Origin of the sequence: Pseudomonas sp. PDM28, assembly GCF_019219115.1 — a bacterium.
Classification (GTDB): domain Bacteria; phylum Pseudomonadota; class Gammaproteobacteria; order Pseudomonadales; family Pseudomonadaceae; genus Aquipseudomonas; species Aquipseudomonas laurylsulfatiphila.
Genome location: NZ_JAHUWG010000004.1, coordinates 95,955 through 122,172, shown reverse-complemented (window position 1 = coordinate 122,172; position 26,218 = coordinate 95,955). Strand labels below are relative to the sequence as shown.

Annotated in this window: 17 protein-coding genes; 4 read left to right on the top strand and 13 right to left on the bottom strand. The window is 58.5% G+C overall.

Translation table 11 applies throughout. The features are described 5' to 3' along the window. Window positions 1-122 precede the first annotated feature (122 nt). Entirely contained in the window at window positions 123-2,906 is a 2,784-nt protein-coding gene (locus KW841_RS09910; RefSeq protein ID WP_371319502.1) for an RHS repeat domain-containing protein, read from the bottom strand. A gap of 548 nt (window positions 2,907-3,454) precedes the next feature. Between KW841_RS09910 and KW841_RS09905 the strand changes: the two genes are divergently transcribed. Then, window positions 3,455-3,793 (top strand): DUF6124 family protein, encoded by a 339-nt coding sequence (locus tag KW841_RS09905; RefSeq protein WP_218475637.1) that lies wholly within the window; start codon window positions 3,455-3,457, stop codon window positions 3,791-3,793. 49 nt (window positions 3,794-3,842) lie between these two features. On the opposite strand, the gene KW841_RS09900 is transcribed toward KW841_RS09905, so the two are convergent. The 3 genes from KW841_RS09900 to KW841_RS09890 form a co-directional block, all read right to left on the bottom strand. Next, entirely contained in the window at window positions 3,843-6,611 is a 2,769-nt protein-coding gene (locus KW841_RS09900) for an RHS repeat-associated core domain-containing protein (protein ID WP_218475634.1), read from the bottom strand. A gap of 268 nt (window positions 6,612-6,879) precedes the next feature. Beyond that, on the bottom strand, window positions 6,880-9,522 hold the full coding sequence (locus tag KW841_RS09895) for an RHS repeat domain-containing protein (protein ID WP_256357769.1): 2,643 nt from the start codon (window positions 9,520-9,522) through the stop codon (window positions 6,880-6,882). 214 nt (window positions 9,523-9,736) lie between these two features. Then, on the bottom strand, window positions 9,737-12,490 hold the full coding sequence (locus KW841_RS09890) for an RHS repeat-associated core domain-containing protein (RefSeq protein WP_218475631.1): 2,754 nt from the start codon (window positions 12,488-12,490) through the stop codon (window positions 9,737-9,739). Window positions 12,491-13,035: 545 nt separating this feature from the next. Here KW841_RS09890 and KW841_RS09885 point away from each other — a divergent pair. Both KW841_RS09885 and KW841_RS09880 read left to right on the top strand, forming a co-directional pair. After that, the gene (locus KW841_RS09885; RefSeq protein WP_218475628.1) at window positions 13,036-13,377 is read left to right on the top strand and encodes a DUF6124 family protein; all 342 of its coding nucleotides are present in this window, start codon (window positions 13,036-13,038) and stop codon (window positions 13,375-13,377) included. 168 nt (window positions 13,378-13,545) lie between these two features. Further along, window positions 13,546-14,175, top strand: a complete 630-nt coding sequence (locus tag KW841_RS09880) for a bifunctional 2-polyprenyl-6-hydroxyphenol methylase/3-demethylubiquinol 3-O-methyltransferase UbiG (RefSeq protein ID WP_218475625.1) — start codon at window positions 13,546-13,548, stop codon at window positions 14,173-14,175. 98 nt (window positions 14,176-14,273) lie between these two features. Here KW841_RS09880 and KW841_RS09875 read toward each other — a convergent pair whose 3' ends face one another. The 3 genes from KW841_RS09875 to KW841_RS09865 are packed head-to-tail and all read right to left on the bottom strand — an operon-like array spanning window position 14,274 to window position 19,485. Further along, window positions 14,274-17,324 carry an efflux RND transporter permease subunit gene (locus KW841_RS09875; RefSeq protein ID WP_218475623.1) on the bottom strand — a complete coding sequence of 1,017 codons (3,051 nt, stop codon included), beginning with the start codon at window positions 17,322-17,324 and terminating at the stop codon, window positions 14,274-14,276. Next, entirely contained in the window at window positions 17,321-18,385 is a 1,065-nt protein-coding gene (locus tag KW841_RS09870) for an efflux RND transporter periplasmic adaptor subunit (RefSeq protein WP_218475621.1), read from the bottom strand. The genes KW841_RS09875 and KW841_RS09870 overlap by 4 nt, the downstream gene beginning before the upstream one ends. Continuing rightward, complete coding sequence (locus KW841_RS09865) at window positions 18,382-19,485, bottom strand: efflux RND transporter periplasmic adaptor subunit (RefSeq protein WP_218475617.1); 1,104 nt, start codon at window positions 19,483-19,485, stop codon at window positions 18,382-18,384. The genes KW841_RS09870 and KW841_RS09865 overlap by 4 nt, the downstream gene beginning before the upstream one ends. 177 nt (window positions 19,486-19,662) lie before the next feature. Here KW841_RS09865 and KW841_RS09860 point away from each other — a divergent pair, with 177 nt between their 5' ends. Continuing rightward, window positions 19,663-20,859, top strand: a complete 1,197-nt coding sequence (locus tag KW841_RS09860; protein ID WP_218475615.1) for an AAA family ATPase — start codon at window positions 19,663-19,665, stop codon at window positions 20,857-20,859. Between the two features lie 468 nt (window positions 20,860-21,327). Here KW841_RS09860 and KW841_RS09855 read toward each other — a convergent pair whose 3' ends face one another. From KW841_RS09855 to KW841_RS09830, 6 genes are all read right to left on the bottom strand, one after another. Continuing rightward, window positions 21,328-22,110 (bottom strand): MetQ/NlpA family ABC transporter substrate-binding protein, encoded by a 783-nt coding sequence (locus KW841_RS09855; protein WP_007972924.1) that lies wholly within the window; start codon window positions 22,108-22,110, stop codon window positions 21,328-21,330. Between the two features lie 252 nt (window positions 22,111-22,362). Beyond that, a complete protein-coding gene (locus tag KW841_RS09850; RefSeq protein WP_218475612.1) occupies window positions 22,363-23,292 on the bottom strand; it encodes a sigma 54-interacting transcriptional regulator in 930 nt (309 codons plus the stop codon). Between the two features lie 55 nt (window positions 23,293-23,347). Next, complete coding sequence (locus KW841_RS09845; RefSeq protein ID WP_218475609.1) at window positions 23,348-23,929, bottom strand: alpha/beta hydrolase; 582 nt, start codon at window positions 23,927-23,929, stop codon at window positions 23,348-23,350. 288 nt (window positions 23,930-24,217) lie between these two features. Beyond that, window positions 24,218-24,619: a biopolymer transporter ExbD gene (locus KW841_RS09840; RefSeq protein ID WP_102701888.1), complete on the bottom strand. Its 402-nt coding sequence runs from the start codon at window positions 24,617-24,619 to the stop codon at window positions 24,218-24,220. Between the two features lies 1 nt (window position 24,620). Then, a complete protein-coding gene (locus tag KW841_RS09835; protein ID WP_218475606.1) occupies window positions 24,621-25,346 on the bottom strand; it encodes a MotA/TolQ/ExbB proton channel family protein in 726 nt (241 codons plus the stop codon). Window positions 25,347-25,390: 44 nt separating this feature from the next. Beyond that, entirely contained in the window at window positions 25,391-26,200 is an 810-nt protein-coding gene (locus KW841_RS09830; protein WP_104451245.1) for an energy transducer TonB, read from the bottom strand. Window positions 26,201-26,218: the final 18 nt, after the last annotated feature.

The window sequence follows — 26,218 nt, the reverse complement described above, 5'->3', positions numbered from 1 at the left end:
GCTGTGGGCAAATCTCACTTTGCGCAAACGATGGGTATCTCAGAGGCCTGAGTGAGCGCCTCTGCAGTGTGCAGTTCTAAACAACTATTTATACGACCTTACAATCAACGCAAAGTTATTATCTAACGTGCAATACGGGCGCCTGTGAATATATTTTTCACAGAACCCTTCTTACTTTTTATTTCCTTCAATACAACACCAGTTCTCGCCAAGCCCTCTTTTGAGTTGCCCTCTGCATCTTTAACTCGCGTTACTCGTACTATTTCCGTGACCAGAAAGTCGCTATTTGGCGAGAACAACCACTCACCTTCATTTCGTGAGGGAGAAGCTATATTCCATACCAATGGGCTGGCTGTTTGTGAGTCAATTAAATAGTGGGCAAGCTCCGTAGTATCCTTTAGGGCTGGCGTGTTAGTCAGAAACCCAGCGTAATTGTTAGACTCCGACGCGGCCATGAGTAAAGGACCGTTGGATACTACATCCCCAATATTTATATTTGTCCCCCAAGGCGAGAGACGAAGAGGGCCATGTTCAACTGTACGTAGCAGGGTAGCTGGATACTTTGGGAGTCGAGATATTCCTGTTTGCACATCTTCATATACAGCCTGAACTCTTGAAGGCAAAGGGAGTGATTTTGCCAAACGAATATTTATCTCGTAGTTAATAGGGTCGCCATAACCCGCATCACTTGCAGCGTCATGATAAACGTGATTAGTTGAAACGCCAGCCCAAAGCCTAATAGATATTTTTTCGAAATCGGTCAACGCATCAAAACTCTTGACGTATTCGGTCATATCTATTTCCGGAACATTTGTGAGCAATGTCATATCAGAAAAAGCAGCCCCTATCGCCCGCCACTCTTGATCACTACCCCATCTTTGTATTTTGAATTCCCCCCCCGCACTAGAAGTTGGGTATGCAGTTTCCAGAGTGGATTCAGCGTATTGCAATCCATCAATATCGATACCAGAGGTGGGATTTCCTTTCGTAAATCTGAATATATTCAATCCATCAATATCCCCCGCAGGGTCCGGATTAACCCAGCGCTGCAACCAAGGCGCGTAATACCGATACCCATAGTAATAAAGCCCTGTCGCATCCCGCTCTTTCCCCGAATAACGAAGGGTCTTGTACTGCGCCACCAACGCACTTTTCCCCGCCCAGCACGCCGTGCCGCCAAAGGGGTAATAGTGTTCCTGGATCAGTACACCGGCGTCGTCATCCAGTTCCATCGTGCTGGAGCCGAGGTGATCGCTGAGGCTGTAACGCAACTGGTCGCTATGCGCACCTTGCAGCCAGTGCAGCGCCCGCACACTACTGCGCCCGGCTTCGACACTGATGACGTGATGTTCTTCACCATCGGCCTGGCGATGGATTTCCAGATTGGGGAGGTAACGGACCTCGGTGCGCAGGGTGCGACCGCTGCTTTGGGTGAATCCCACTTTGCGCAAGCGATGGCCAGGGCGGTCGTAGCGGTAGCTTTCGTAGTCGTCGGGCTCGGTTTCGCGTTGGACCAGCGTGACGCGGCTCAACTGATTACGGATATCCCAGTCCATGGCTTGGCCGCGCTGCAGCTCCCGTTGATTGCCACAGGCGTCGAAACCCAATGCAATGTCACCCTCTCCCGGCAGGGAACCGTCGCCGCGCTGCGCCAGACTGCGGTTACTCAGCGCCGAAGTGAACATCGAAAACCTCGGCGTATCACTGTGCTGGCGAGTGATCAAATTCCCGCCTCGGTCGTACTCGAAGCGTTGCGTGTAATTACGCCGCTGGTTGGGGTCCAGCGGTGTAGGCAGCAGTACTGGCAGGGCCGGACCATGGCTCGGCTGGCTGACCTCCCAACCCCGGGCTTCGACCAGTTGATACAGGCTGTCGTAGCGATAGCGGTTGATCGGGTCGATACGCTGGTTGTTGAAATGGGTCACTGGTTGGGCCAGGTCTTGCAGTTCGACGATGTTGCCCACCGGGTCATGGACATAGTTGAGATCCTGCAACGGCTTTTGATTGCCGAGCGCGGCCTGCAACCTGAGCAAGCGACCGTCATCCGCCGCGTATTCGACACGGGTCACCACGCCATTGCCGGCAGTTTCGCTTTCGACCTGATCGAGGGCGTTGTAGCGGATGTCGCTGACCAGGCATTGCGGCGGTTTTCCAGAGTCAGCCATTTGCAGCCAGGCCCCACTCAATTTGCCCGCCACATCGTAGCCAAAGGTGCGAACGTTACCCATCGCATCTATTTGTCGCTGAAGCGCTCCGCCGGGAGTGGAGGTGTGACGGGTGATGAACGATTGAGCTTCCAGCCATGTCTCGCGCTCATCGAGGTCCAAGGGCCAATCAGGTGTTTCGAGATCAGCGAGGAAGCGTCGATCTTCCACCAACACGGCGCCGGCAAGCCCGTAGGCGGGGATGATTTGAGTACCCGCCGGATCGTCATGACGGATCAACTGCCCGCACTGGTTGTGCTCGGCGAAAGCAGGAGCGGAATCTCCGTAGGTCAAGCGCTCGACCACGCGTGGCAGTTCTCCCGCAGCCTGTTCGGTGACGGTGATCGGCCGCTGTTGTTCGTCGAACCCGGTGTGGCGCTGGCTCCCGCGCGCATCCCAGAACGAACAGGGCGAACCCGCCTGATCCGGCAAGCTCAACTGCCATCCGGCATCGACGCTGTCCGTCAGCAACGGTTGACCACTCAAGCCGTAGACCGTGGTCAGGTTCGGCGTCGAGGTGCCCCACAACCGTGGGTCCCACGACTCGATCAAGTGACCCGCCGCGTCGAAGCGTTGTCGGGTGATGCGCGGATCAATCAAAGGGCTGTCCGGGTGACGGCAATAACCGACGCTGCGCACTGCCAGGGTGCGCGGGTCGATGACCGACAGCGCCGGTGTCCCGGCGTGGTGATGAGCGTTCACGGAATTGACGGTCCTACGCTTTGACTGAGGACAGACTGGGCCTTTTTTCGCCGGACCGAAACTGTAGGAAGTTACAGGTGACTCAGCTCATTGAATGGTTTCAGGGCCGCTTCGCAGCCCAGCGGGGCGGTGCGGCGGTCCGACAAGCCCCCTCGCCACAAAAGCTCCCTTGCCACAGGTCATCATTGGTCTTCGGAGGGAAGTTTTCGTACAGGGAAATCAGCGGTTTTGCAGGCTCGTTCCCTTTCCTTTGCAGGACATTTCCTAGATCATTTCGCTCGCTTGGGCCTGCTAAATCCGGTGACTAGTCTCGGTCCGTCACTGCTCATCAGTGATCGGGTTTAGTAGCCCGGAACAATAGGCGCATAGCGATTCCATGCTCATGTCCGGCAAATTTTGCCGCGTGCAGAATATGGTGGTTGTGCGTGGGGCACCCTCGGGTGCACCGGTTTTCCTATTGACCGGCCTACTAACCTGCGTACAGCCGCCACCCAATCGTTTAGTAGGCGATAAGTGATGGCTCCCATGCAGCAATAGGAGTAACACTCATGGAAAAATCCGTTCCCGATCCCCCCGAAACCTCCACCGAAGAACCGCTCAGGGATCGCTCAGCGCTTTACCGCGCCATCGATTTCCACCTCACCGGCAAACAACCCGCACCACCCGATGAAATGCGCTTCTACAACGTCAGCAAGGAGGTGAGTTTCGAAGACACCCAACTCTATGTCGCCGACCTGCTGCGCTGTGCTTCGGCCACGGCGTATCAATGTGGCGACCAGCTCAAGGGGGCTGACCGGGCGATGGTGTACTCGATCTGGCATTTGCTGGAGATTGCCAAGGCGATGGTGGATCACTCCATCGAGTGTTTGGGGATGAAGCAGGACTGAGCCAGGATCAAAAGATCCCAGCCTGCGAGTATGCCAGTGTCCCCCCCACTTACGAGCCGATGGGCGTGTTTGCTTTACGTTTAGCCATGGCCTGCCTGAAAACATCGTTCAACACGTAGGCCGAACGTGCAACCACATCGGCGGTATTCGAAAGCATCTCAGAGCGTACCTTTGGTTGGCTATTGAATACCGCCACCGCCCCGACCAACTCATGCTTTCCTCCCGCCAACTCAATTACCTTCCTCACAAAATTAAGTTCTGTCTCTTTTGGCCATGACTTAAAACTATCCGCACTTAATTTCCCCAGAGCGATATCACTTGCAGAACTGGCTTGCTGCTTATGGTCCTTTGTTAAATATAAATAATCTGTAGTTAAAGGGCCCTCAACAGAAAATCCAGACACAGCACCAATATGACTAATTTCATGAGCCAAGAAAAAACCAAACACAGCATCTTTTTTGAGTTTGTTCCCCTGAACAAAAATGCGTCCATGAGTGTCGCCACTCACAACCAAGCCAAAAACATTTGAATTGAATGGATTATCGACCCTAACGAGCTTATCCAGCCCTGCCGAAGTCTGATAAAACTTAGCCAATTCAGCAATTTTTCCCCATGCGCTAACGACACGATCGAAATGAGTGCCATCGTCACCTGTCATTTTTGTAACGACCTGCTTGGCAATAGCTGGCGCTTTTTGCGCCATCCCAAAAGCATTACCAAATATCTTTTCGGTTATCGAAAGCGCGTCAATAACGGTTGTTCGCTCCTCTTCCGAAAATCCGGAAATTCCGCGGTCGCTCATGTTGTAGCCTAACGACTTAACTCGGTGTTCGACTTCATCATCCTTCCCTTCATAGACTCGCCCATCAATATCTTTTCTTGATATTGCACCATTGGAGACAAACCCATATAAATTCAGACCATTTACTGGCCCTGCAGGATCCGCACTTATCCAGCGTTGTAACCACGGCGCATAATAGCGATACCCGTAGTAGTAAAGCCCGGTCGCATCCCGCTCCTTACCTGAATACCGAATGGTTTTGTACTGCGCCACCAACGCACTTTTCCCCGCCCAGCACGCCGTGCCGCCAAAGGGGTAATAGTGTTCCCGGGTCAGCACGCCCGCTTCGTCATCCAGTTCCAGGGTGCTGGAGCCGAGGTGATCGCTGAGGCTGTAACGCAACTGGTCGCTATGCGCACCTTGCAGCCAGTGCAGCGCCCGCACACTACTGCGTCCGGCTTCGACACTGATGACGTGATGTTCTTCACCATCGGCCTGGCGATGGATTTCCAGATTGGGGAGGTAACGGACCTCGGTGCGCAGGGTGCGACCGCTGCTTTGGGTGAATCCCACTTTGCGCAAGCGATGGCCAGGGCGGTCGTAGCGGTAGCATTCGTAGTCGTCGGGCTCGGTTTGGCGTTGGACCAGCGTCACGCGGCTCAATTGGTTACGGATATCCCAATCCATGGCTTGGCCGCGCTGCAGCTCCCGTTGATTGCCACAGGCATCGAAACCCATGGCAATCTCAGTCTCTCCGGGTAGTGAACCATCGCCGCGCTGCGCCAGACTGCGGTTACTCAGCGCCGAAGTGAACATCGAAAACCTCGGCGTATCACTGTGCTGGCGAGTGATCAAATTCCCGCCTCGGTCGTACTCGAAACGTTGCGTGTAATTACGCCGCTGGTTGGGGTCCAGCGGCGTAGGCAGCAGTACTGGCAGGGCCGGGCCATGGCTCGGCTGGCTGACCTCCCACCCCCGGGCTTCGACCAGTTGGTACAGGCTGTCGTAGCGATAGCGGTTGATCGGGTCGATACGCTGGTTGTTGAAGTGGGTCACCGGTTGGGACCGGTCTTGCAGTTCGACGATGTTGCCCGCCGCGTCGTAGAGGTAGTTCAGGTCCTGCAAGGGGGGCTGGTTGCCGAGCGCGGCCTGCAACCTGAGCAAGCGACCGTCATCGGCCGCGTACTCGGCGTGGGTCAGCACACCATTGCCGGCGGTTTCGCTTTCGACCTGATCGAGAGCGTTGTAGCGGATGGCGCTGACCAGGCGTTGCGGCGGTTTTCCAGAGTCAGCCATTTGCAGCCAGGCCCCACTGAGCTTGCCAGCCACGTCGTAGCCAAAGGTGCGAACGTTCCCCATCGCATCGATTTGTCGCTGAAACTCACCGGCGGGATTGAAGGTGTGGCGGGTGATGAACGATTGAGCTTCCAGCCATGCCTCGCGTTCTTCGATGTCCAAAGGCCAATCGGGTGTGTCGAGATCAGCGAGGAAGCGTCGATCTTCCACCAACACGGCGCCGGCAAGCCCGTAGGCGGGGATGATTTGAGTACCCGCCGGATCGTCATGACGGATCAACTGCCCGCACTGGTTGTGCTCGGCGAAAGCAGGAGCGGAATCTCCGTAGGTCAAGCGCTCGACCACGCGTGGCAGTTCTCCCGCAGCCTGTTCGGTGACGGTGATCGGCCGCTGTTGTTCGTCGAACCCGGTGTGGCGCTGGCTCCCGCGCGCATCCCAGAATGAACAGGGCAAACCCGCCTGATCGAGCAAGCTCAACTGCCATCCGCCGTCGACGCTGTCTGTCAGCAACGGCTGACCACTTAAGCCGTAGACCGTGCTCAGGTTCGGCTTCGAGGTGCCCCACAACCGTGGGTCCCAGGACTCGGCCAAACGCCGTGCCGTGTCGAAGCGTTGCCGGGTGATGCGCGGATCAATCAACGGGCTGTCCGGGTGGCGGCAATAACCGACGCTGCGCACTGCCAGGGCGCGCGGGTCGATGACCGATAGCATCGGTGTCGCGGTGTGGGGATGAGGGTTCACGGTATTGACGGTCCTTCGCTTTGACTGAGGACAGACTGGGTCTTTTTTCGCCGAACCGAAACTCTAAGAAGTAACAGGTGACACACTTCATTGAATGGTTTTAGGGCCGCTTCGCGACCCAACGGGGCGGGGCGGCAGTCCAACAAGCCCCCTCGCCACAGTTCATCATTGGCTTTTGGAAGGAAGTTTTCATAAAGGGAAATCAGCGTTTTACCGGGGAGACAGCAATGACTCTTGGCTGGAGAATGACTGGCAAATCAGCCCACGCCTAAAGTGAGCTACGCCGTCTCACTCCACTACTATTTAGAGATCTGGCTTCACTTTTCGAAGCTCTAAAGCTCTCAAGCTCCAGCCAAACACTTGACCGGCGTAACCCGGCAGCAGGTTTCACATGTACTAAAAAATCGGGTTGTGATGGGTATGCTTTGCCTAGAGTGACAATCGCAGGCTGGTCAATTCGCTCAACTTTCCAAGGAGTCATTCCAAATACATCAACAATTCTTTTCGTAGATTTACCATTTTCGGTTTTATCAAGAAATACATCCATCATCTCCTTCGACCCATTCTTCAAATTTTCCGTAAGCTTTATAGTGTTTTCATTCGTTACAGCAGCACGCCTGATAACAGAAGGCAGATGACCAAAAAATCCATTATGCTTCGACACTGCTGAGTACTGATACTTAACCACATCGGCCGCATAGTACTCTTTCGCCTTGGAGGGCCGCTTATTACGAATAAAGCTCCACTCATCCTTGGTATAGAGATTATAAAACTCGTCATTGGAAATTTTTGAGTTGACCCTCCCGCTCTCAATGGACCTAAGATCATGCTTTAAAGCAGACGAAACAAATTCATAGCGAGCACCATCCTCACCTGTAACATTCAGCCGTGCTTCCAATCTCTTTTCTACAAAATCCTGATAATTCAGATCCCATCTATTAACAATCGATTCATTGATTAATCCCTCGCCATCATAAAAGACTACGGGGTTATTTTTTACCATCTGATACCGATTTGATCCCGCGACGTCTCCAGCCGGATCCGAGCTCAACCACCGCTGCAACCACGGTGCGTAATAGCGATACCCGTAGTAATAAAGCCCCGTCACATCCAGTTCTTTCCTCGAGTACCGAATAGTCTTGTACTTCGCCACCAGCGCACTTTTCCCCGCCCAGCACGCCGTGCCGCCAAAGGGGTAATAGTGTTCCCGGGTCAGCACGCCCGCCTCGTCGTCCAGTTCCAAAGTACCGGAACCCAGATGATCGCTGAGGCTGTAGCGCAGTTGGCCGTCATGACCACCTTCGGGCCAATGCAGTGCCCGTACGTTGCTGCGGCCCGCTTCGACGCTGATGACATGTCGCTCTTCGCCGTTGGTCTCGTGATGGATTTCAAGGCCGGGCAGGTAACGAACTTCAGCACGAAGAGTCCGGTGACTGGTTTGACTGAAATGCACTTTGCGCAAGCGATGGCCGGGACGGTCGTAGACATAACACTCGTAGTCGTCAGGTTCGCTTTCTCGCTTGACCAAGGTCACCCGGTCCAGCTGATTGCGGATGCCCCAGACCATGGCCAGTCCGCGTTGCAGCTCCAATTGGTTTCCGCAAGCATCGAAACCCAATGCAACATCACCCTCTCCCGGCAGCGAACCATCGCTACGTTGCGCCAGACTGCGGTTACTCAGCGCCGAGATGAACATCGAGAAACCCGGCGCCTCGCTGTGCTGACGGGTGATCAGGTTGCCGCCCCGGTCGTATTCGAAGCGTTGGGTGTAATTGCGCCGCTGGTTGGGGTCCAGCGGTGTGGGCAACAGCTCCGGCAGCGTCGGGCCGTGGCTCGGCGTGCTGACTTCCCACCCCCGGGCTTCGACCAGTTGGTACAGGCTGTCGTAGCGGTAGCGGTTGATCGGGTCGATACGCTGGTTGTTGAAATGGGTCACTGGTTGGGACAGGTCTTGCAGTTCAACGATGTTACCCACCGGGTCGTAGACATAGTTCAGATCTTGCAAGGGCTGCTGGTTCCCCAACGCCGCTATCAGCCGGATCAACCGGCCGTCATCCGCGGCGTATTCGACACAGGTCACCACGCCATTGCCGGCAGTTTCGCGTTCGACCTGATCAAGGGCGTTGTAACGGATGTCGCTGACCAGGCGTTGCGGCGGTTTTCCAGAGTCAGCCATTTGCAACCAGACCTCATCCGGTTTGCCCGCGAGGTCGTAACCGATAGCTCGGAGATTGCCCATGGCATCGGTCTGCTGCCGTAGCTCGCCCGTGGGATTGAAGGTGTGGCGGGTGATGAACGGGCGGGTTTCCAGCAACTCATCGCGGGCATCAGGCTCGAGAGGCCAATCAGGGATTTCAAGCTCGGCAAGAAAGCGCCGCTCTTCCCGCAACACCCCAGCGGCCATTCCATACTCGGGATAGATCTGACTGCCGGCCGGATCGTCATGACGGATCAACTGCCCGCACTGGTTGTGCTCGGCGAAAGCAGGGCCGCAATCTCCGTAGGTCAAGCGCTCCACCACGCGTGGCAGTTCTCCCGCGGCCTGCTCGGTGATGGTGATCGGCCGCTGTTGTTCGTCGAACTCGGTGTGGCGCTGACTGCCGCGAGCATCCCAGAACCAACAGGGCGAACCCGCCTGATCGAGCAAGCTCAATTGCCATCCGCCATCGACGCTGTCTGTCAGCAACGGCTGATCACTCAAGCCGTAGACCGTGGTCAGGTTCGGCTTCGAGGTGCCCCACAACCGTGGGTCCCAGGACTCGGCCAAACGTCCTGCCGCGTCGAAGCCTTGCCGGGTGATGCGCGGATCAATCAACGGGCTGTCGGGAAGACGGCAATGGCCGACGCTGCGCACTACCAAGGTACGCGGGTCGATGACCGATAGCGTGGGTGTCGCGGCATGAGGGTTCATGACGTTGACGGTCCTTCGCTTTGATTGAGGACAGACTGGGCCTTTTTTCGCCGGACCGAAACTGTAAGAAGTTACAGGTCGGTGTCCGTGAATTGGCCATCGCGAGCAGGCTCGCTCCCACAATGAATCGCGCCGTATGGATATCCGTGGTTTATCAGCACTTTCATGAAAATCGGGTGTCAGGTTTTTTCGCGCATCCAACTCAGCTATTTATCTACTTATGAGATTTCAAACTATCGGCTAATCGAGCATTCAGCTCCATCGCTGAATATATAATACTATCTGCATTTTCAGATGCGATTTTCGCTCTGACACTTGGACTTTTATTAAATAACTCAACTGCAGAATTTATATCCAGCACTGAAGCAGGTCGGCTTTCATATTCCGCCACTACACCAATGAAATTTGCCCGAACTTTATCATAAGAAGGCCCCAAGGGAATAATGAACCTCTCAGGAAGCCTCCCATGCACCAAGTGCTCTGAATGGACTTGCGGAGAAGTTGAATTCAAGTAAAAATAGTCTTTTGTTCCAGCCCCAGCGGCGTTAAAACCGCTTACATTGGTCAAGTGCGAAAGCTCATGCCCAAGCCAACTGACTATCGTACTTGCTTTGATATCAACACCATTAATAAAAATACGCCCAAGGCCATCGCCACGAACAACCGAGGCTTTAACATTTTTATCGAAAAAATCAATAGCTACAAACTTATCTCCCCCTCCGGCCACTTGATACTTTTTTGCTAATTCCCTTCCTCGCACGAACGCATCCAACACTTTGTTTTTTACAGTTTTGTACTCTTGACCAAAATAACTCTGCAATATTTTCGCATGATCAACAAACTCTGACCCAACAGCCTCTACTGCGCCAGCATACACCTGCTCTACTTCATTCAGTCCCGCCCGGATGGTATTCGCCAAATCCGATGGAAACTGTTCTAATCCCCGCGCAAGAATTACACCCCGCGACGAAGCAAATTCTTCATATTGATCATTTTTCCCTTCATAAACTCTCCCATCCACGTCTTTGAAATTTACTGGATTATTCGAAACGAAGAGAAAAATATTCAAGCCATTAATGGGACCCGCCGGGTCTGCACTTACCCATCGCTGCAACCATGGTGCGTAGTACCGATAACCGTAGTAATAAAGTCCCGTCGCATCCCGTTCCTTGCCCGAATAGCGAATAGTCTTGTACTTGGCCACCAAGGCACTTTTTCCCGCCCAGCACGCCGTGCCGCCAAAGGGGTAATAGTGTTCCCGGGTCAGCAAGCCCGCCTCGTCATCCAGCTCCAGGGTGCTGGAGTCGAGGTGATCGCTGAGGCTGTAACGCAGTTGGTCACTGTACTCACCTTGGGGCCAGTGCAATGCCCGCACGTTGCTGCGCCCGGCTTCGACGCTGATGACGTGATGTTCTTCGCCATCGGCCTGCCGGTGGATTTCCAGACTGGGGAGGTAACGGAATTCGGTGCGCAGGGTGCGACCGCTGCTTTGGGTGAATCCGACTTTGCGCAAGCGATGGCCGGGGCCGTCGTAGCGGTAACATTCGTAGTCGTCGGGGTCGGTCTGACGCTGGACCAAGGTGACTTGACTTAGCTGGTTGCGCAGGTCCCAGGTCATGGCTTGACCACGCTGCAGTTCCCGTTGATTGCCGCAGGCATCGAAGCCCAAAGCGATTTCAGGCTCGCCTGGCAGCGAGCCGTCGTCCCGTTGCGCGAGGCTTCGATTGCTCAGCCCCGAGGTGAACATCGAGAAACATGGCGCCCCACTGTGCTGACGGGTGATCAGGTTGCCACCCCGGTCATACTCGAAGCATTGGGTGTAATTGCGCCGTTGGTTGGGGTCCAGCGGTGTGGGCAACAGCGCCGGCAGTGCCGGACCATGGCTCGGCTGGCTGACCTCCCAGCCCCGGGCTTCGACCAGTTGGTACAGGCTGTCGTAGCGATAGCGGTTAATCGGTTCGATACGCTGGTTGTTGAAATGGGTCACCGGTTGGGCCAGGTCTTGCTGCTCGACGATATTGCCCACCGCATCGTAAACGTAGTTCAGATCCTGCAACGGCTTTTGACTGCCGAGCGCGGCCTGCAACCTGAGCAAGCGACCGTCATCCGCGGCGTATTCGACACGGGTCACCACGCCATTCCCAGCGGTTTCACTTTCGACCTGATCGAGGGCGTTGTAGCGGATGGCGCTGACCAATCGTTTTGGCGGCTTCCCCTCCCCGGCCATTTTCAACCAGGCCTCATTCGGTTTGCCCGCGAGGTCATAACCGAAAGTGCGGAGATTGCCCATGGCATCGGTCTGCTGCCGTAGCTCGCCCGTGGGATTGAAGGTGTGGCGGGTGATGAACGGGCGGGTTTCCAGCAACTCATCGCGGGCATCAGGCTCGAGAGGCCAATCAGGGATTTCAAGCTCGGCAAGAAAGCGCCGCTCTTCCCGCAACACCCCAGCGGCCATTCCATACTCGGGATAGATCTGACTGCCGGCCGGATCGTCATGACGGATCAACTGCCTGCACTGGTTGTGCTCGGCGAAAGCAGGACTGGAATCTCCATAGGTCAAGCGCTCCACCACGCATGGCAGTTCTCCCGCAGCCTGTTCGGTGACGGTGATCGGCCGCTGTTGTTCGTCGAACTCGGTGTGGCGCTGGCTGCCGCGAGCATCCCAGAACCAACAGGGCGAACCCGCCTGATCGGGCAAACTCAACTGCCATCCGCCATCGACGCTGTCTGTCAGCAACGGCTGATCACTCAAGCCGTAGACCGTGGTCAGGTTCGGCTTCGAGGTGCCCCACAACCGTGGGTCCCAGGACTCGGCCAAACGTCCTGCCGCGTCGAAGCCTTGCCGGGTGATGCGCGGATCAATCAACGGGCTGTCCGGGTGACGGCAATAACCGACGCTGCGCACTGCCAGGGCGCGCGGGTCGATGACCGACAGTGTCGGTGTCGCGGTGTGGGGGTGAGGGTTCACGGTATTGACGGTCCTTCGCTTTGACTGAGGACAGACTGGGTCTTTTTTCGCCGGACCGAAACTCTATGAAGTAACAGGTGACGCACTTCATTGAATGGTTTCAGGGCCGCTTCGCGACCCAGCGGGGCGGTGCGGCGGTCCGACAAGCCCCCTCGCCACAAAAACGCCTTCGCCACGGGTGATCACAGACTTCCAGAGGGAAATTTTCGTACAGGGAAATCAGCGGTTTTGCAGGCTTGATCCCTTTCTTTTGCAGGACGTTTCCTAGATCATTTCGCTCGCTTGCGCCTGACAATTTCCGTGGCTAGTCTCGGTCCGTCACTGCTCATCAGTGATCGGGTTTAGTCGCCCGGATCTTTCTAGGCGCGCAGCGCAACCTCACTCCAGGTGTTTTCATTGCCTGAAAGTTATGGTGGCTGTGCGCAGGGCACCCTTGGGTGCGCCGGGTTGCCTAGAGACCGGTCGACTAACCTGCGTGCAGCCGCCACCCCTGCTCGTTTAGTCGCGACATCGGTTGGCTCCAATTAGCTCTAGGAGTTTTACCAATGAAAAAATCCGTTCCCGATCCGCCGCCCGAAACCTCCACCGAAGATCCACTCAGGGATCGCTCAGCGCTCTACCGCGCCATCGATTTCCACCTCACCGGCAAGCAACCCGCACCACCCGATGAAATGCGCTTCTACAACGTCAGCAAGGACGTGAGTTTCGAAGACACCCAACTCTATGTCGCCGACCTGCTGCGCTGTGCTTCGGTCACGGCGTTTCAATGTGGCGACCAGCTCAAGGGGGCCGACCGGGCGATGGTGTATTCGATCTGGCATTTGCTGGAGATTGCCAAGGCGATGGTGGATCACTCCATTGAGTGTTTGGGGATGAAAAAGGGCTGAGTCTGACTTTAATCATCGGTTGTCTGTGCCACCGCCATCGCGAGCAAGCTCGCTCCCACAGTTGACCGTGGAAATCTGTGGGAGCGAGCTTGCTCGCGATGGGCTGCGCAGCAGCCCCCGGCGCCATGGCGTATATTCGGTGAATCCAAATTGCCTGCGCAGCCAACCATGAAGCAAACACCCGACGACCTCGAACAGATCACCGCCACCACCCTGGGCCACTACAACGCGGTGGCCGAAAGTTTCCGTGAAGGGACGCGCGATCACGACGTCAGCCAGAACATCGATGCCCTGTTGCGGCACATCCAGGGTGAGGCGCCTTTCGACATTCTCGACTTCGGCTGCGGACCCGGTCGTGATCTGCAAACCTTCACCCGCATGGGCCACACAGCCGTCGGCCTCGACGGTTCGGAAAAATTCGCGCAGATGGCCCGGGACGACAGCGGTTGCGAGGTGTGGCAGCAGGACTTCCTGAAGCTCAATCTGCCGGCCGAGCGTTTCGACGGAATTTTTGCCAATGCGGTGTTGTTTCACGTTCCGCGTCAGGAACTACCACGGGTGTTGAAGCAGTTGTGGGGAACGTTGAAACCGGGTGGGGTGTTGTTCAGCTCCAATCCCCGGGGTGAGAATCAGGAAGGCTGGAACGGGCCGCGTTATGGGTCGTATCACGACCTGGCGGCCTGGCAGCAGTTGCTGATCGAGGCGGGTTTTGTGGAGTTGGAGCATTACTACCGGCCGGTCGGGCTGCCGCGGGAGCAGCAGCCTTGGTTGGCGAGTGTGTGGCGTAAAGCTGTGTAGTCAGTCCCGACGCCATCGCGAGCAAGCTCGCTCCCACAGTTGACCGCGTACACCTGTGGGAGCGAGCTTGCTCGCGATGAGCGCGAAGCGCTCGCTTTTTAAACAGCCTCTTTCTTCGGCTCGCGAATCTTGTACCAGGCCACATACAGCGCCGGCAAAAACAGCAGCGTCAGCAAGGTGGCGATGACGATCCCGCCGATCATCGCGTAGGCCATCGGCCCCCAGAACACTTCCCGGGCAATCGGGATCATCCCCATGCTCGCCGCCGCTGCGGTCAGCAGGATCGGACGACGCCGATGTTCGGTGGCCTGCACCACCGCATCCCACGGCGCATAACCCTTCTGCTCGTACTCCTCGATCTGGGTCACCAGGATCACCGAGTTACGGATGATGATACCGATCAACGCGAGAATCCCGAGGATCGCCACGAAGCCCATGGGCGTACCCGTAGGCACCAGCGCGATCACCACGCCGATCAGCCCCAGCGGCGCGACGCTGGCCACCAGGAACAGTTTCTGCACGCTGTGCAACTGGATCATCAGGAAGGTCGCCATCAGGAACAGCATCAGCGGCACAACCTTGGCAATCGGGCCCTGGGCCTTGCCGCTTTCCTCCACCGTACCACCGGTGGCGACCTTGTAGCCCGCCGGCAGTTTGGCAGCGAACGCGTCGATGGACGGCTTGAGGATTTTCACCAGGTCCGTCGGCTGGATCTCGTCGCGGATCGCCGCCTTGATGGTGATGGTCGGCAGGCGATCGCGACGCCACACCAGCGGCTGCTCCAGTTCGTAGCGCACCGTGGCGAACGCCAGCAGCGGAATCGACGTGCCGTTCGGCGTGACGATTTGCAGGTTCTGCAAGGTTTCCGGCGTTCCGCGCTCGGAATCCACCGCACGACCGACCACGTTGATCAGGTAAATGTCGTCATCGACCTGGGTCACCGACTGGCCGCTGACGATGCCGTTCATCAGGTTGGCCACATCCTCGGAAGACAGCCCCAACTGCCGCGCCTTGTCCTGGGCGATGTCGATGCGCAGCACTTTGCCCGGTTCGTTCCAGTCGTAGATGATCTCGCCCACATGCGGGTTCTTGTCCAGCTCAGTGGCCAGGTCGATGGCATGTCGGCGCACCTGGTCGATGTCCTTGCCGCTGATCCGGTACTGGATCGGACGCCCTACCGGCGGGCCCATTTCCAGCGCCTGGACATAACTGCCGATGCCGACGAAGTCGTTGCGCAAGCGCTCGCGAAGCTTCTGCATCATGGCCTCACGGGTGTGGCCTTTGCTGACGATCACCAACTGCGCGTAGAAGGGGTTCTGCAGTTGCTGGTCCAGTGGCAGATAGAAGCGAATGGCGCCCTGCCCGATGTAAGTGCTCCAACGCTCGATGTCCGGGTCGTCCTTGAGCGTGGCTTCAAGGCGATCGACAGCCCGACGGGTTTCATCGATCGAGGCGTTTTGCGGCAGGTTCAGGTCCACCAGGATTTCCGGCCGGTCCGAAGACGGGAAGAACTGGTTCTGCACAAAGCGCATGCAAAACAGCGCCAGCACAAAACACAGCACTGTAATGCCGATGGCCCACCAGCGATTGCGCATGCACCACAGCAACCCGCCGTTGAACGCCTTGCCGATGCGCCCGGGTTCGCCTTCATGGGGCTTCACTTTGGTGCTGAGAATGTGCACGCCGATCACCGGCGCAAACAGAACCGCCACCACCCACGACACCAGCATCGCGCAGGCAATCACCGCAAACAGGGTGTAGGTGTATTCACCGGCCGAGCTGGCGTTCAAGCCGATCGGCACGAAGCCCGCCACCGTCACCAGCGTACCAGTGAGCATCGGGAACGCCGTGGAGGTGTAGGCGAAGGTTGCCGCCTGCTCCTTGGTCTCGCCCAATTCCAGGCGCGTGACCATCATCTCCACGGTGATCATCGCATCGTCCACCAGCAGGCCGAGGGCGATGATCAGTGCACCGAGGGAAATCCGCTGCATGGTGATGCCGCTGTACTCCATGAATACAAACACCATCGCCAGCACCAGCGGGATCGAGCAGGCCACCACCAGCCCGGCGCGCACCCCAAGGCTGACGAAGCTGACCAGCAGCACGATCACCACCGCCTCGAACAGCGCGCTGGTAAAGCCGCCGACGGCCTCCTCGACCACCACGGCCTGGTCGGACACGTTGTAAATGCCGACACCCACCGGCAGGTCGGCGGTCAACTCGTCAATACGGGCGTGCAAGGCCTTGCCGAATGCCTGGACGTTGCCACCCTTCTGCATGGCAATCGCCAGGCCGATAGCCGGTTTGCCGTTGAAGCGGAATTCCGGCGAGGCCGGATCGACGTAGCCGCGGCTGATTTCGGCAATGTCGGCCAGGCGATAGTAACGGTCGTTGAGCTTGAGGTTGACCTCGGCCAGGTCTTTCTCCGAAGCGAACTTCCCTGACGTGCGCACCGAAATCCGCTCCGGCCCGGCCTCGATCACACCCGCCGGGGTCACGGCGTTCTGGGATTGCAGGCTCTGCACCACCTGACGCTCATCGATGCCCAGCGCGGCGAGTTTGCGCGTGGAGAAGTTCAGGTACAGCACTTCGTCCTGCTGGCCGACCATTTCGATCTTGCCCAGGCCCGGCACACCGCGAATTTCCATGCGCGCCTGTTCCACGTAGTCGCGCAACTGACGCAGGGTCAGGCCGTCGGCGGTGAAGGCGTAGATCGATCCGAAGACGTCACCGAACTCGTCGTTGAACGACGGCCCCTGTATGCCCTGCGGGAACTGGTATTTGATGTCGTTGATCTTCTTGCGCACCTGGTACCAGATTTCCGGGATGTCCTTGGCACTGGTGGTGTCGCGCAGGTACACGTACACCGTCGATTCGCCGGGGCGCGTGTAGCTTTTCACGTAGTCGAGGGAGTCGAGCTCTTCGAGCTTTTTCTCGATCCTGTCGGTGATCTGCTTGAGGGTTTCCTCCTGGGTCGCCCCCGGCCATTTGCTCTGGATCACCATGGTTTTGATGGTGAACGACGGGTCTTCTTCGCGCCCCAGGTTGAAATACGAGAACACACCCATCAGCAACGCGACGAACATCAGATACCAGATGAACGACTGATGCTTGAGGGCCCATTCCGAGAGGTTGAAAGGCCCTTTCATTGACTGTCCTCGTCGATTTTCACTTGCTGCCCCGGTTTGAGGCTGTTGACTCCGGCACTGACCACCCGCTCGCCGTTCTTCACGCCGCCGGCCAGCACCACGGTGCTGTCGGTGCGGCTGATCACGGTGATGTCGCGGGGAGAGACGGTTTTATTCTGTGCATCGATCACCCAGATGCGCGGCTTGCCATCGACCTCCTGCAGCGCGGTGACCGGCAACTCGATGCGCGGCTTGATCGCCGTGCTCAGGGTGACGCTGATGGCCGTGCCCAAGCGGAAGCCCTGTGGCGTTTCGGCCAGGGTCAGGCGGGCGCGACGGGTGCGTGTTGCGCTTTGAGCCTGGGGTTCGATTTCACGGATGATGGCGGTGGTGTTGATGCTCGGATCGAGTTGCGCAGCGACCTGAAACACCACATCGCTGGGCAACTGGTCAACGAGGGTATCGGGCAGGTCGATCACTGCTTCCTTGATGTCCGGTTGCGCCAGGGTCACCACCTGCTGACCCGCCGTCACCACTTGCCCGGCCTCGGCGCTCCACGCGGTGACCACGGCCTTATGGTCGGCGTGCAGCTCGGTGTAGCCCAATTGGTCTTTGCTCTGGCTGACGGCCGCCCGGGCCTGATCGAGGGAGGCCTGGGTGGTTTTCAGGTCCGTGTTGGCCGCGTCGAGTTGCGCTTGCGCGCCGACCCCACGATCGAACAGGGCTTGTTGACGCTGGGCACTGGCCTTGGCATTGATCAGTTGCGCCTGGATTTTCGCCAGGTCGCCCTGGGCCGAACGCAATTGGTTCTGCTGATCGGAAGGATCGAGGGTGGCGAGCAGCGTCCCCTTTTCCACTTCGGTGCCGACATCGACGTTACGGCTGGCGATCCGCCCGCCCACGCGGAAACCGGTATTGCTTTCATAACGCGCCTGGATGCTGCCGGCGAAGCGGCCCAGGTCTTCTTCGTTCAAGGTCTGGACCTTGATCGACAACACCGGCCGTACCGGTGCCGGCGGTGGCTCGCTTTTGGAACAGGCGCTCAGCACCAGCCCGATGGACAACGCCCATAAAGGCTTCATGGCTTGGCTCCCCACGTCAGATCCTTGTAAGTGTCTTCGGCAATCTCGACTTCCATGTCAGGGTGCAAGAGTTGGCCGCCCGCGATGATGACTTTGTCGCCGTCTTTCAACCCGCCGCTGATGATGACCTTGCCGGTCAGGTAGCGGCCGACAGTGACCGAATGCAACTGGGCCTTGCCCTTGTCGTCGACAATCCACACAGCGGGTTCACTGATGTTTTTGGTCAGCGCCGACCACGGCAACTCGATGACCGACTTGCCCGACCCCTTGGCCGTGGCACTCACCACCGAACCCAATTGCATGCCGTCGGGCAGGCTGTTGAGGCCGACCTTGACCTGCACGGTACCGGATTGCGCCGACACCGCCGGGGTGATTTCGCGCACGGTACCGGTGGTTTTGATCGCCGGGTTGTCGAGCAGGCTCAAGACAATGGTGTCATCGCTCGGCTTCTCGGCCAGCAGTGATTCATAAACGTTGAACACCGCATCGCGGTCGCCGTCACGGGCCAGGCTGAAGATCGGCATTGTCGCCTGAACCACCTGGCCGACTTCCGCCTGACGCTCGGTAATGATCCCCGGCGCATCGGCGATCAGCGCCGTATAGCTCAACTGATCCTTGGCATTGGCCAACTGCGCCTGGGCGGCGCTCAGGGCGCTCTGGCTGCTGTTCAAGGCGGCCTGGGCCGAGTCATATTCACTCTGGCTGGTATAACCCTTGGGCAGGAGTTTTTGCTGGCGTACGAATGCCGCCGCGTTCTGCTTCACCCGCGCCTGTTCGGCGGCCACTTGGGCCTGGGCCGAGTCGACGTTGCTCTGCAAGTCCTTGGGGTCGAGCCGGGCCAACACTTGCTTGGCGGTCACTCGATCGCCGACGTCAACCGAACGCTGGATGATCTTGCCACCCACACGGAAAGACAGCTCCGTCTGTATCCGCGCCTGAATATCACCGGTGAGGGTAACCGGGGCCGCGTAGTCCGTCGGCTTGACGACTTGCACGAACACCCGTGGCAGGAATTCCTGCACGGGTTTTTTCTGCTCGCAAGCCGTCAGCAGGGTGACGACACTCAAGGCCATGACTACTTTGAATCCGGGAACCACCATGCAAACTCCTTGGCCTTTTTCATGTACAGCACGACAGAGAGCTTAGAACAGGATAGCAACCTTGCACGAGCGTCTTATGAAGAAAAAATTCTCCTTGCCTTACGTCCAGAACACTTGCGCTAGACACCTGCCCGTAACGGACAATGGGCCTCGCGCGACCCCGCCACAGGAACCCACATGCTCAACACGCTCGCGGTAGCCAACTACCGCTCGATCAACAAACTGGTGATCCCGCTGGGCCGACTGAATCTGATCACCGGCCCCAACGGCAGCGGCAAGTCCAACCTGTACCGTGCGCTGCGCCTGCTGGCGGAAACCGCCCACGGCGGCGTGGTCAATGCCCTGGCCCGTGAAGGCGGACTGGATTCGACCTTCTGGGCCGGCCCGGAAACCCTCTCCCGACGCATGCGCACCGGCGAAGTCGCCATCGAGCCCACCGTGCGCCAAGGCGTCAAGCGCCTGCGCCTGGGGTTTGCGGGAGAGGATTTCGGCTACTCGATCAGCCTCGGCCTTCCCGATTCCAATGGTCATTTCATGCTGCCTGGACACAGCTCGCCGATTCCGTCCTATTTCAGCCTCGACCCGCAGATCAAGCGCGAATGCCTGTGGGCAGGCGCGTTCTACCGCCCGGCCAGTCTACTGGTCGATCGTGACGGCCCGATGATCCGTGCCCGCACCGAGCGCAAGTGGGATGTGCTGGCGCAGCACACGCCGACGTTCGACAGCCTGTTCGATCAGGTCGGCAGCCTGCGCGGTTCGCCGGAAGTGCTGGAGATGCGCGAGTTCATCCGCCGCTGGCGCTTTTACGATCATTTTCGCAGCGATGCCGACGCCCCGGCGCGTCAACCGCAACTGGGCACTCGCACGCCGGTGCTGCATCACGACGGACGCGACCTGGCGGCGGCCTTGCAGACGATCATCGAAATCGGTGATCCCGACGCCTTGCGGGCGGCGATCAGCGACGCCTTCCCCGGCGCACGACTGAACATCGAACCTCTGCCAGGTGGGCGCTTCGCCATCGAATTTTTTCAGGAAGGTCTGTTGCGGCCGCTCTCAGCCGCCGAGCTGTCGGACGGTACCTTGCGTTACCTGCTGCTGGTCGCGGCGCTGCTGACGCCACGGCCGCCGACACTGATGGTGCTGAACGAGCCGGAAACCAGCCTGCATCCGGATCTGCTGCCGGCGCTGGCACGCCTGATCATCCGTGCCTCGGCGCAGTGCCAGGTGTGGGTGGTGTCCCATGCCCGGCGCTTGATTTCGGCGTTGCAGGAGGACCCGGACTGCAACTGCATCGTGCTGGAGAAAAATCTTGGCCAGACCGGGATCGTGGGCCAGCGCATGCTGGATGAGCCGGCATGGTATTGGCCGGATTGAACGGCGCGTGATTTGCCGGGTTGAAGGAAGACGTCTATTTTCCCTTGCGGCGTAGGAAGGATCTTTTTTTCGAAACACAGCTCCAAGGACGAACCACTTTTGGCCAGACTCCCGGCCAACATCTCACAAGGACGAGAACATGGCAGACGAACAACCGCCGCAACGGCTGGATCCGCAGGACATTCTGAAATTACTGATGGCGTTGCGCAGGGCGTTGAAGGCCAGGCCGGCCTGATCAACTCCATGGTCAACAGGCTCTTTGTGGCGAGGGGGCTTGCCCCCGCTGGGCTGCGAAGCGGCCCTAAACAGATCTCCCGCGCTCCCTTGGGCGAATGCTGCGCATTCGAACGGGGGCAAGCCCCCTCGCCACAAAAGCTCCCGCGCCACAGGCAAATCGAACGCTCAAAAAAACGCCGACGCTAATTCAGCCGTCGGCGTTTGAAACCTTGAAGGGGTGTGCTTCGCGAATCAGAACGCTGGCAACACCGCGCCGCTGTACTTCTTCTCGATGAAGGCCTTCACTTCCGGGCTGGTCAGGGCCTTGGCCAGTTTCTGGATGGCAACGCTGTCCTTGTTGTCCGGACGGGCCACCAGGAAGTTCACGTAAGGCGAGTCGGCACCTTCGATCACCAGCGCGTCTTTAGCCGGGTTCAGACCCGCTTCCAGCGCGTAGTTGGTGTTGATCATGTCCAGGTCGACCTGATCCAGCACACGCGGCAACATCGCGGACTCAAGCTCCTTGAACTTGAAGTTGTGCGGGTTCTTGGCGATGTCTTTCGGGGTGGCCAGGGCGTTTTTCGGGTCTTTCAACTCGATCAGGCCAGCCTTCTGCAGCAGGATCAGGGCACGGCCGCTGTTGCTGCCTTCGTTCGGGATGGCAATGGTCGCGCCGTCTTTGAGCTCAGCCAGGGTTTTGACTTTCTTCGAGTAGCCACCGAAAGGTTCGACGTGCACACCGATCACGGTTTCCAGGTGAGTGCCTTTGCCTTCGTTGAAGCTCTTGAGGTACGGCAGGGTCTGGAAGTAGTTGGCGTCCAGACGCTTCTGGTCGACCTGCACGTTCGGCTGAACGTAGTCGGTGAAGACTTTGATTTCCAGGTCCACGCCTTCTTTGGCGAGGGTTGGCTTGATCAGTTCAAGAATCTCGGCGTGTGGAACCGGGGTCGCGGCAACCACCAGTTTTTCGCCAGCCTGGGCCAGGCCCGCGGTCAGGGCAGCCGCCAGTGCGGTGAACAACAGAACCTTTTTCATGCAGTGTCCTTATCGAAAATCACAGTCGCTTGTGGCGACGGCTTGAAGATGAGAGTGCCAGTGAAGTGCTATCGCTGGCGTGAAGCGGACAATACCGGGATTTTTTATTCCCGAACAATAACGTTTATTCAGCTTCATATTCCATTTTGTTCGTACAGCTCTAACTCGCACACTATTCCCTGTAGGAGCCGGCTTGCCGGCGATGGCGTCCGCCCGGAAACCTTGGCGCCTGGATCGCGAGCAAGCTTGCTCCTACAAAAGCGCGGTGTTTTTGAGCAGTTGTTTCAGGGCTGCCTTGTCAGCAACAGAGCCATTGTCGAGAATCTGCCTGATCTGGCTCCCGATCTGCTCCAGCGAAATCGAGGGTTCCGGCAAATTCAAATGCTCCGGCAGAATCTCGTCGCCCGTACTCACCAGCAGCGCGAAGTGAATGATGTTTTCCAGCTCCCGGGTATTGCCCGGCCAACTGTGGCGTTCCAGCACAAGTTGCGCGGCTTCGCTGATCAGCGGCACCGGCAGGTCGAGGCGCTGGCTGTAGATGCCGAGGAAGTATTCGGCCAGCGGCAGGATGTCCCCCGTACGCTCGCGCAGTGCCGGCAGTTCTAGCGGGCCTTCGCTGAGGTAGTGATAGAGCCGCTCATGAAATTTTCCGGCGGCCATGGCCTGGGCCAGATCAATGCTGGTGGCCGCGACCAGCCGCACATCCACCGGGCTCGGCTGCTGAGCTCCGACGCGGGTGACTTCGTGGTTCTCCAGGGCGGCGAGCAGCTTGATCTGGATCGGCAGCGGCAGGTCACCGATTTCGTCCAAGTAAAGCGTGCCGCCGTTGGCCGAACCGAACCAGCCGGCACGACTGCTCGCCGAACCGCTGTAGCTGCCCGCCGCATAGCCGAACAGCTCGGCATCGGCGTAGGTCGGGCTGATGGCGCCGCAGTTGACCGACACGAACAAACCGCCGCGATCACTGGCGCGGTGGATATGACGTGCCAGCAACTCCTTGCCGGTGCCGGTTTCGCCACGGATCAGCACCGAGACTGAACGCGTGGCCAGTTGCTCAAGGTCTTCACGTAATTGCCGCGAACGCGGGTCGACAAACACCAGCGCCTTGGCGCGGATGCTCAGGGGACTTTTTTCGGCGTCGGGAAAGGTCAGCAGTGGCTGACCGAAGGTTTCAAAGCTCATGGCAGACTCCCGCCCAAAACCGCCGGGAGACGGGGGCGTTAAATAAAGAAAGTGTTCAAGCGCGGCGCAGGGCGTGGTGTTCCATGCGGTTTTGCAGGCGATAGAGATAGGCAAAACCCTGCTCCCAACGCTGATGACCGGACTTCACGTTGATATGCCCCGCCCCCGCCAGAATCCCCGCCTCGGCACCCCAGTTGCGCGCCAGCTCCAGGGCTCGCGGCGCACTGACGGCGCTGTCGTTGTCGGAGCTGACGACCTGGCTCGGAAATGGCAGCAGGTCCGTCGGGATCGGCGCGAAGTTGCGCAAGGCCGGTGCACAGGCCGGGCGCTCGACATCCGCCGGTGCGACCAGCAGGGCACCGCGCACCTGACGCAGGAATTGCACAGGCGCGGTGGCCGCCCAATGGGCGACGGTGATGCAACCCAGGCTGTGGGCGATCAGGATGACCGGCGTGCTGTCGGCGGCAATCGCCTCGGCCAGCGCCGCGACCCAGTCTTCACGGCGCGGCGTCAGCCAGTCGGCCTGCTCCACCCGCGCACTGTTCGGCAGGCTGCTCTGCCAGTGGCTTTGCCAATGATCTTCTGGCGATCCTTGCCAGCCCGGCACAATCAGGTAGCGAATTGATTCGTTGCGCATGGGGGAGCTCTCCTGCTGCGTGTCTGTTCCCGGTCGAGTATAGGGAGGAGAGTTATATTCGTTAAGGAATAAGAAGCTATTTATTAAGACCCATATCGAATATGAAACATATAACCTGTGGGAGCGAGCTTGCTCGCGATAGGGCCCGGACATTCAACATCGATGTCGATTGATCCACCGCCATCGCGAGCAAGCTCGCTCCCACAGAGAACAGTGTGTTCGCGAAAGTTGAAGCAAAAAAAAGGGCCGCACCCTGCCAAGGAGACGGCCCCGGAAAACGAAAACCTGTTAACGCGCAGTGATCACCGACAACTTGGTAATCCCTGCCCGTTCAATCGATGCCATGGCCCGCGCCACCTCGCCGTAATTCACACCGTCGTCCGCCTGCAACTGCACGCGCACCTCCGGATCCTTGGCCTTCGCCGACTTGAGACTGAACTCCAGCAAGTCCGGTTGTATCTCGTCCTTGTTGATAAACAGTTTGCCGGCACCGTCGATGCTCACCACCAACGGGTCCTTCTGCTCCACCGGCGCCACCGCTTCGGTCTTGGGCAGGTTGATCGGAATGGCGTTGGTCAGCAGCGGGGCGGTGACGATGAACACCACCAGCAACACCAGCATCACATCCACCAGCGGCGTCACGTTGATTTCGCTGAGCACCTCATCGGTGTCTTGCGTGGAGAAGGCCATATCAGGACGCCTCCTTCACTTTCTGCGCGTTACCCTGGGCTGCCACCTTGTGCGCCGTCGGGTGGATCAGCACGCGGAACGAACTCTTCTGCGCCAGGCTGTAGAAGTCATGGGCGAAGTCATCCAGGTCCGCCGCCGTCAGTTTCAAGCGACGCAAAAAGTAGTTGTAAACCAGCACCGCCGGCACCGCGACGGCGATCCCCACACCCGTGGCGACCAGTGCCGCGCCAATCGGTCCGGCGACCGTTTCAAGGCTGGCCGAGCCCGCCGCGCTGATGCCTTTCAACGCTTCCATGATTCCCCACACCGTGCCGAACAAGCCAATGAACGGCGAGGTACTGCCAATACTGGCGAGCACGGCCAACCCGGTTTCCAGCGACCGGCGCTCGCGCACGATCTGCTGGCGCAAGGCTCGCTCCAGACGATCCTGATGGTTGATCGCCTGGCTCAAGTCAGCCGCCTGTGGCGTCTCGCCCACCTGGATGGCCGCATAACCGGCCTGCGCCACCCGGGCTGCCGCACCGGGCCGGGTTTCGCTCAGTTCGGCCGCCGAGTCGAGACTCGAAGCGGCCCAGAACTGCTGATGAAACTTTCGATCCTGTACCTTCAGGCGACCGAACTGCACGCCCTTGAGCAATGCCAGGCCCCAGGTCGCGACGGAAAAAACCACCAGCAGCCAGATCACCGCGCTTTCGATGGATTCAAGTGGAGAGGCCAGTAACGTCATGATGTATTCCTCGTGTAAACGTTTCGCGCGAAATTGGTTTCTGTTTAATGAATCTTGAAATCGATGGGCACGCTGACCCAGCCGTCCTGGGCGACATCACCTTGCTTGGCCGGCACGAAACTCCAGCGTTTCACCGCGTTCAGCGCGGCGTCATCCAGCGCATCGCGACCGCTGCTTTTCTGGATCTGAATCTCGCCGGGCTTGCCGCTGGCCAACACATGCACGCGCAACAACACCGTGCCTTCCCAGCCGCGACGCTGGGCCAGCGACGGGTATTCCGGCGCCGGGTTTTTCAAGTAGCCGGCGGTGGCGGAGGCCGGTGTTACGGGCGCAGGGGCCGGTGGTGCAGGTGGCGCCGGGGCCGCGACAGGTGCTGCCGGTTGTGGCGGCGCCGGTGGCTGCTCAACGGCTTTTGGCGCCGGTTTCGGTAGCGGTTTGGCGACCGGCTTGGGCTTGGGAACCGGCTTCGGTGGAGGCGGCTTCACCGCCAGTTCATCCTCCACAGGCGGTGGTGGCTCAATCACGGGTTGTACGGGTTGCGGTGGCGGCGGCTCGACCACCGGAGGCGCTGGACGCGAAAATTCGATGGTCATGGGCGGGACTTCTGGCGGCACGATCGGCAGCACCGGGGTCGGTTGCTGATTGACCCAATAGATCACCGCGCCATGCACCAGCAACGCCAGCACGCCCAGCACGATTGCTTCACGCCGGCGAAGGACGCCTTTGGGGGTTCGCTGCAAACGCAACTGCCCCAAGGGCACCCGGTGCGGTCGGCCGAGGTCGACCAATTCGCCACCGGGTGCCTGGCGCCAAAGCACCTCATGTGCACCGGCGGCGATCTGGACATTGCCCATTGTTTAACTCCCTGCGGT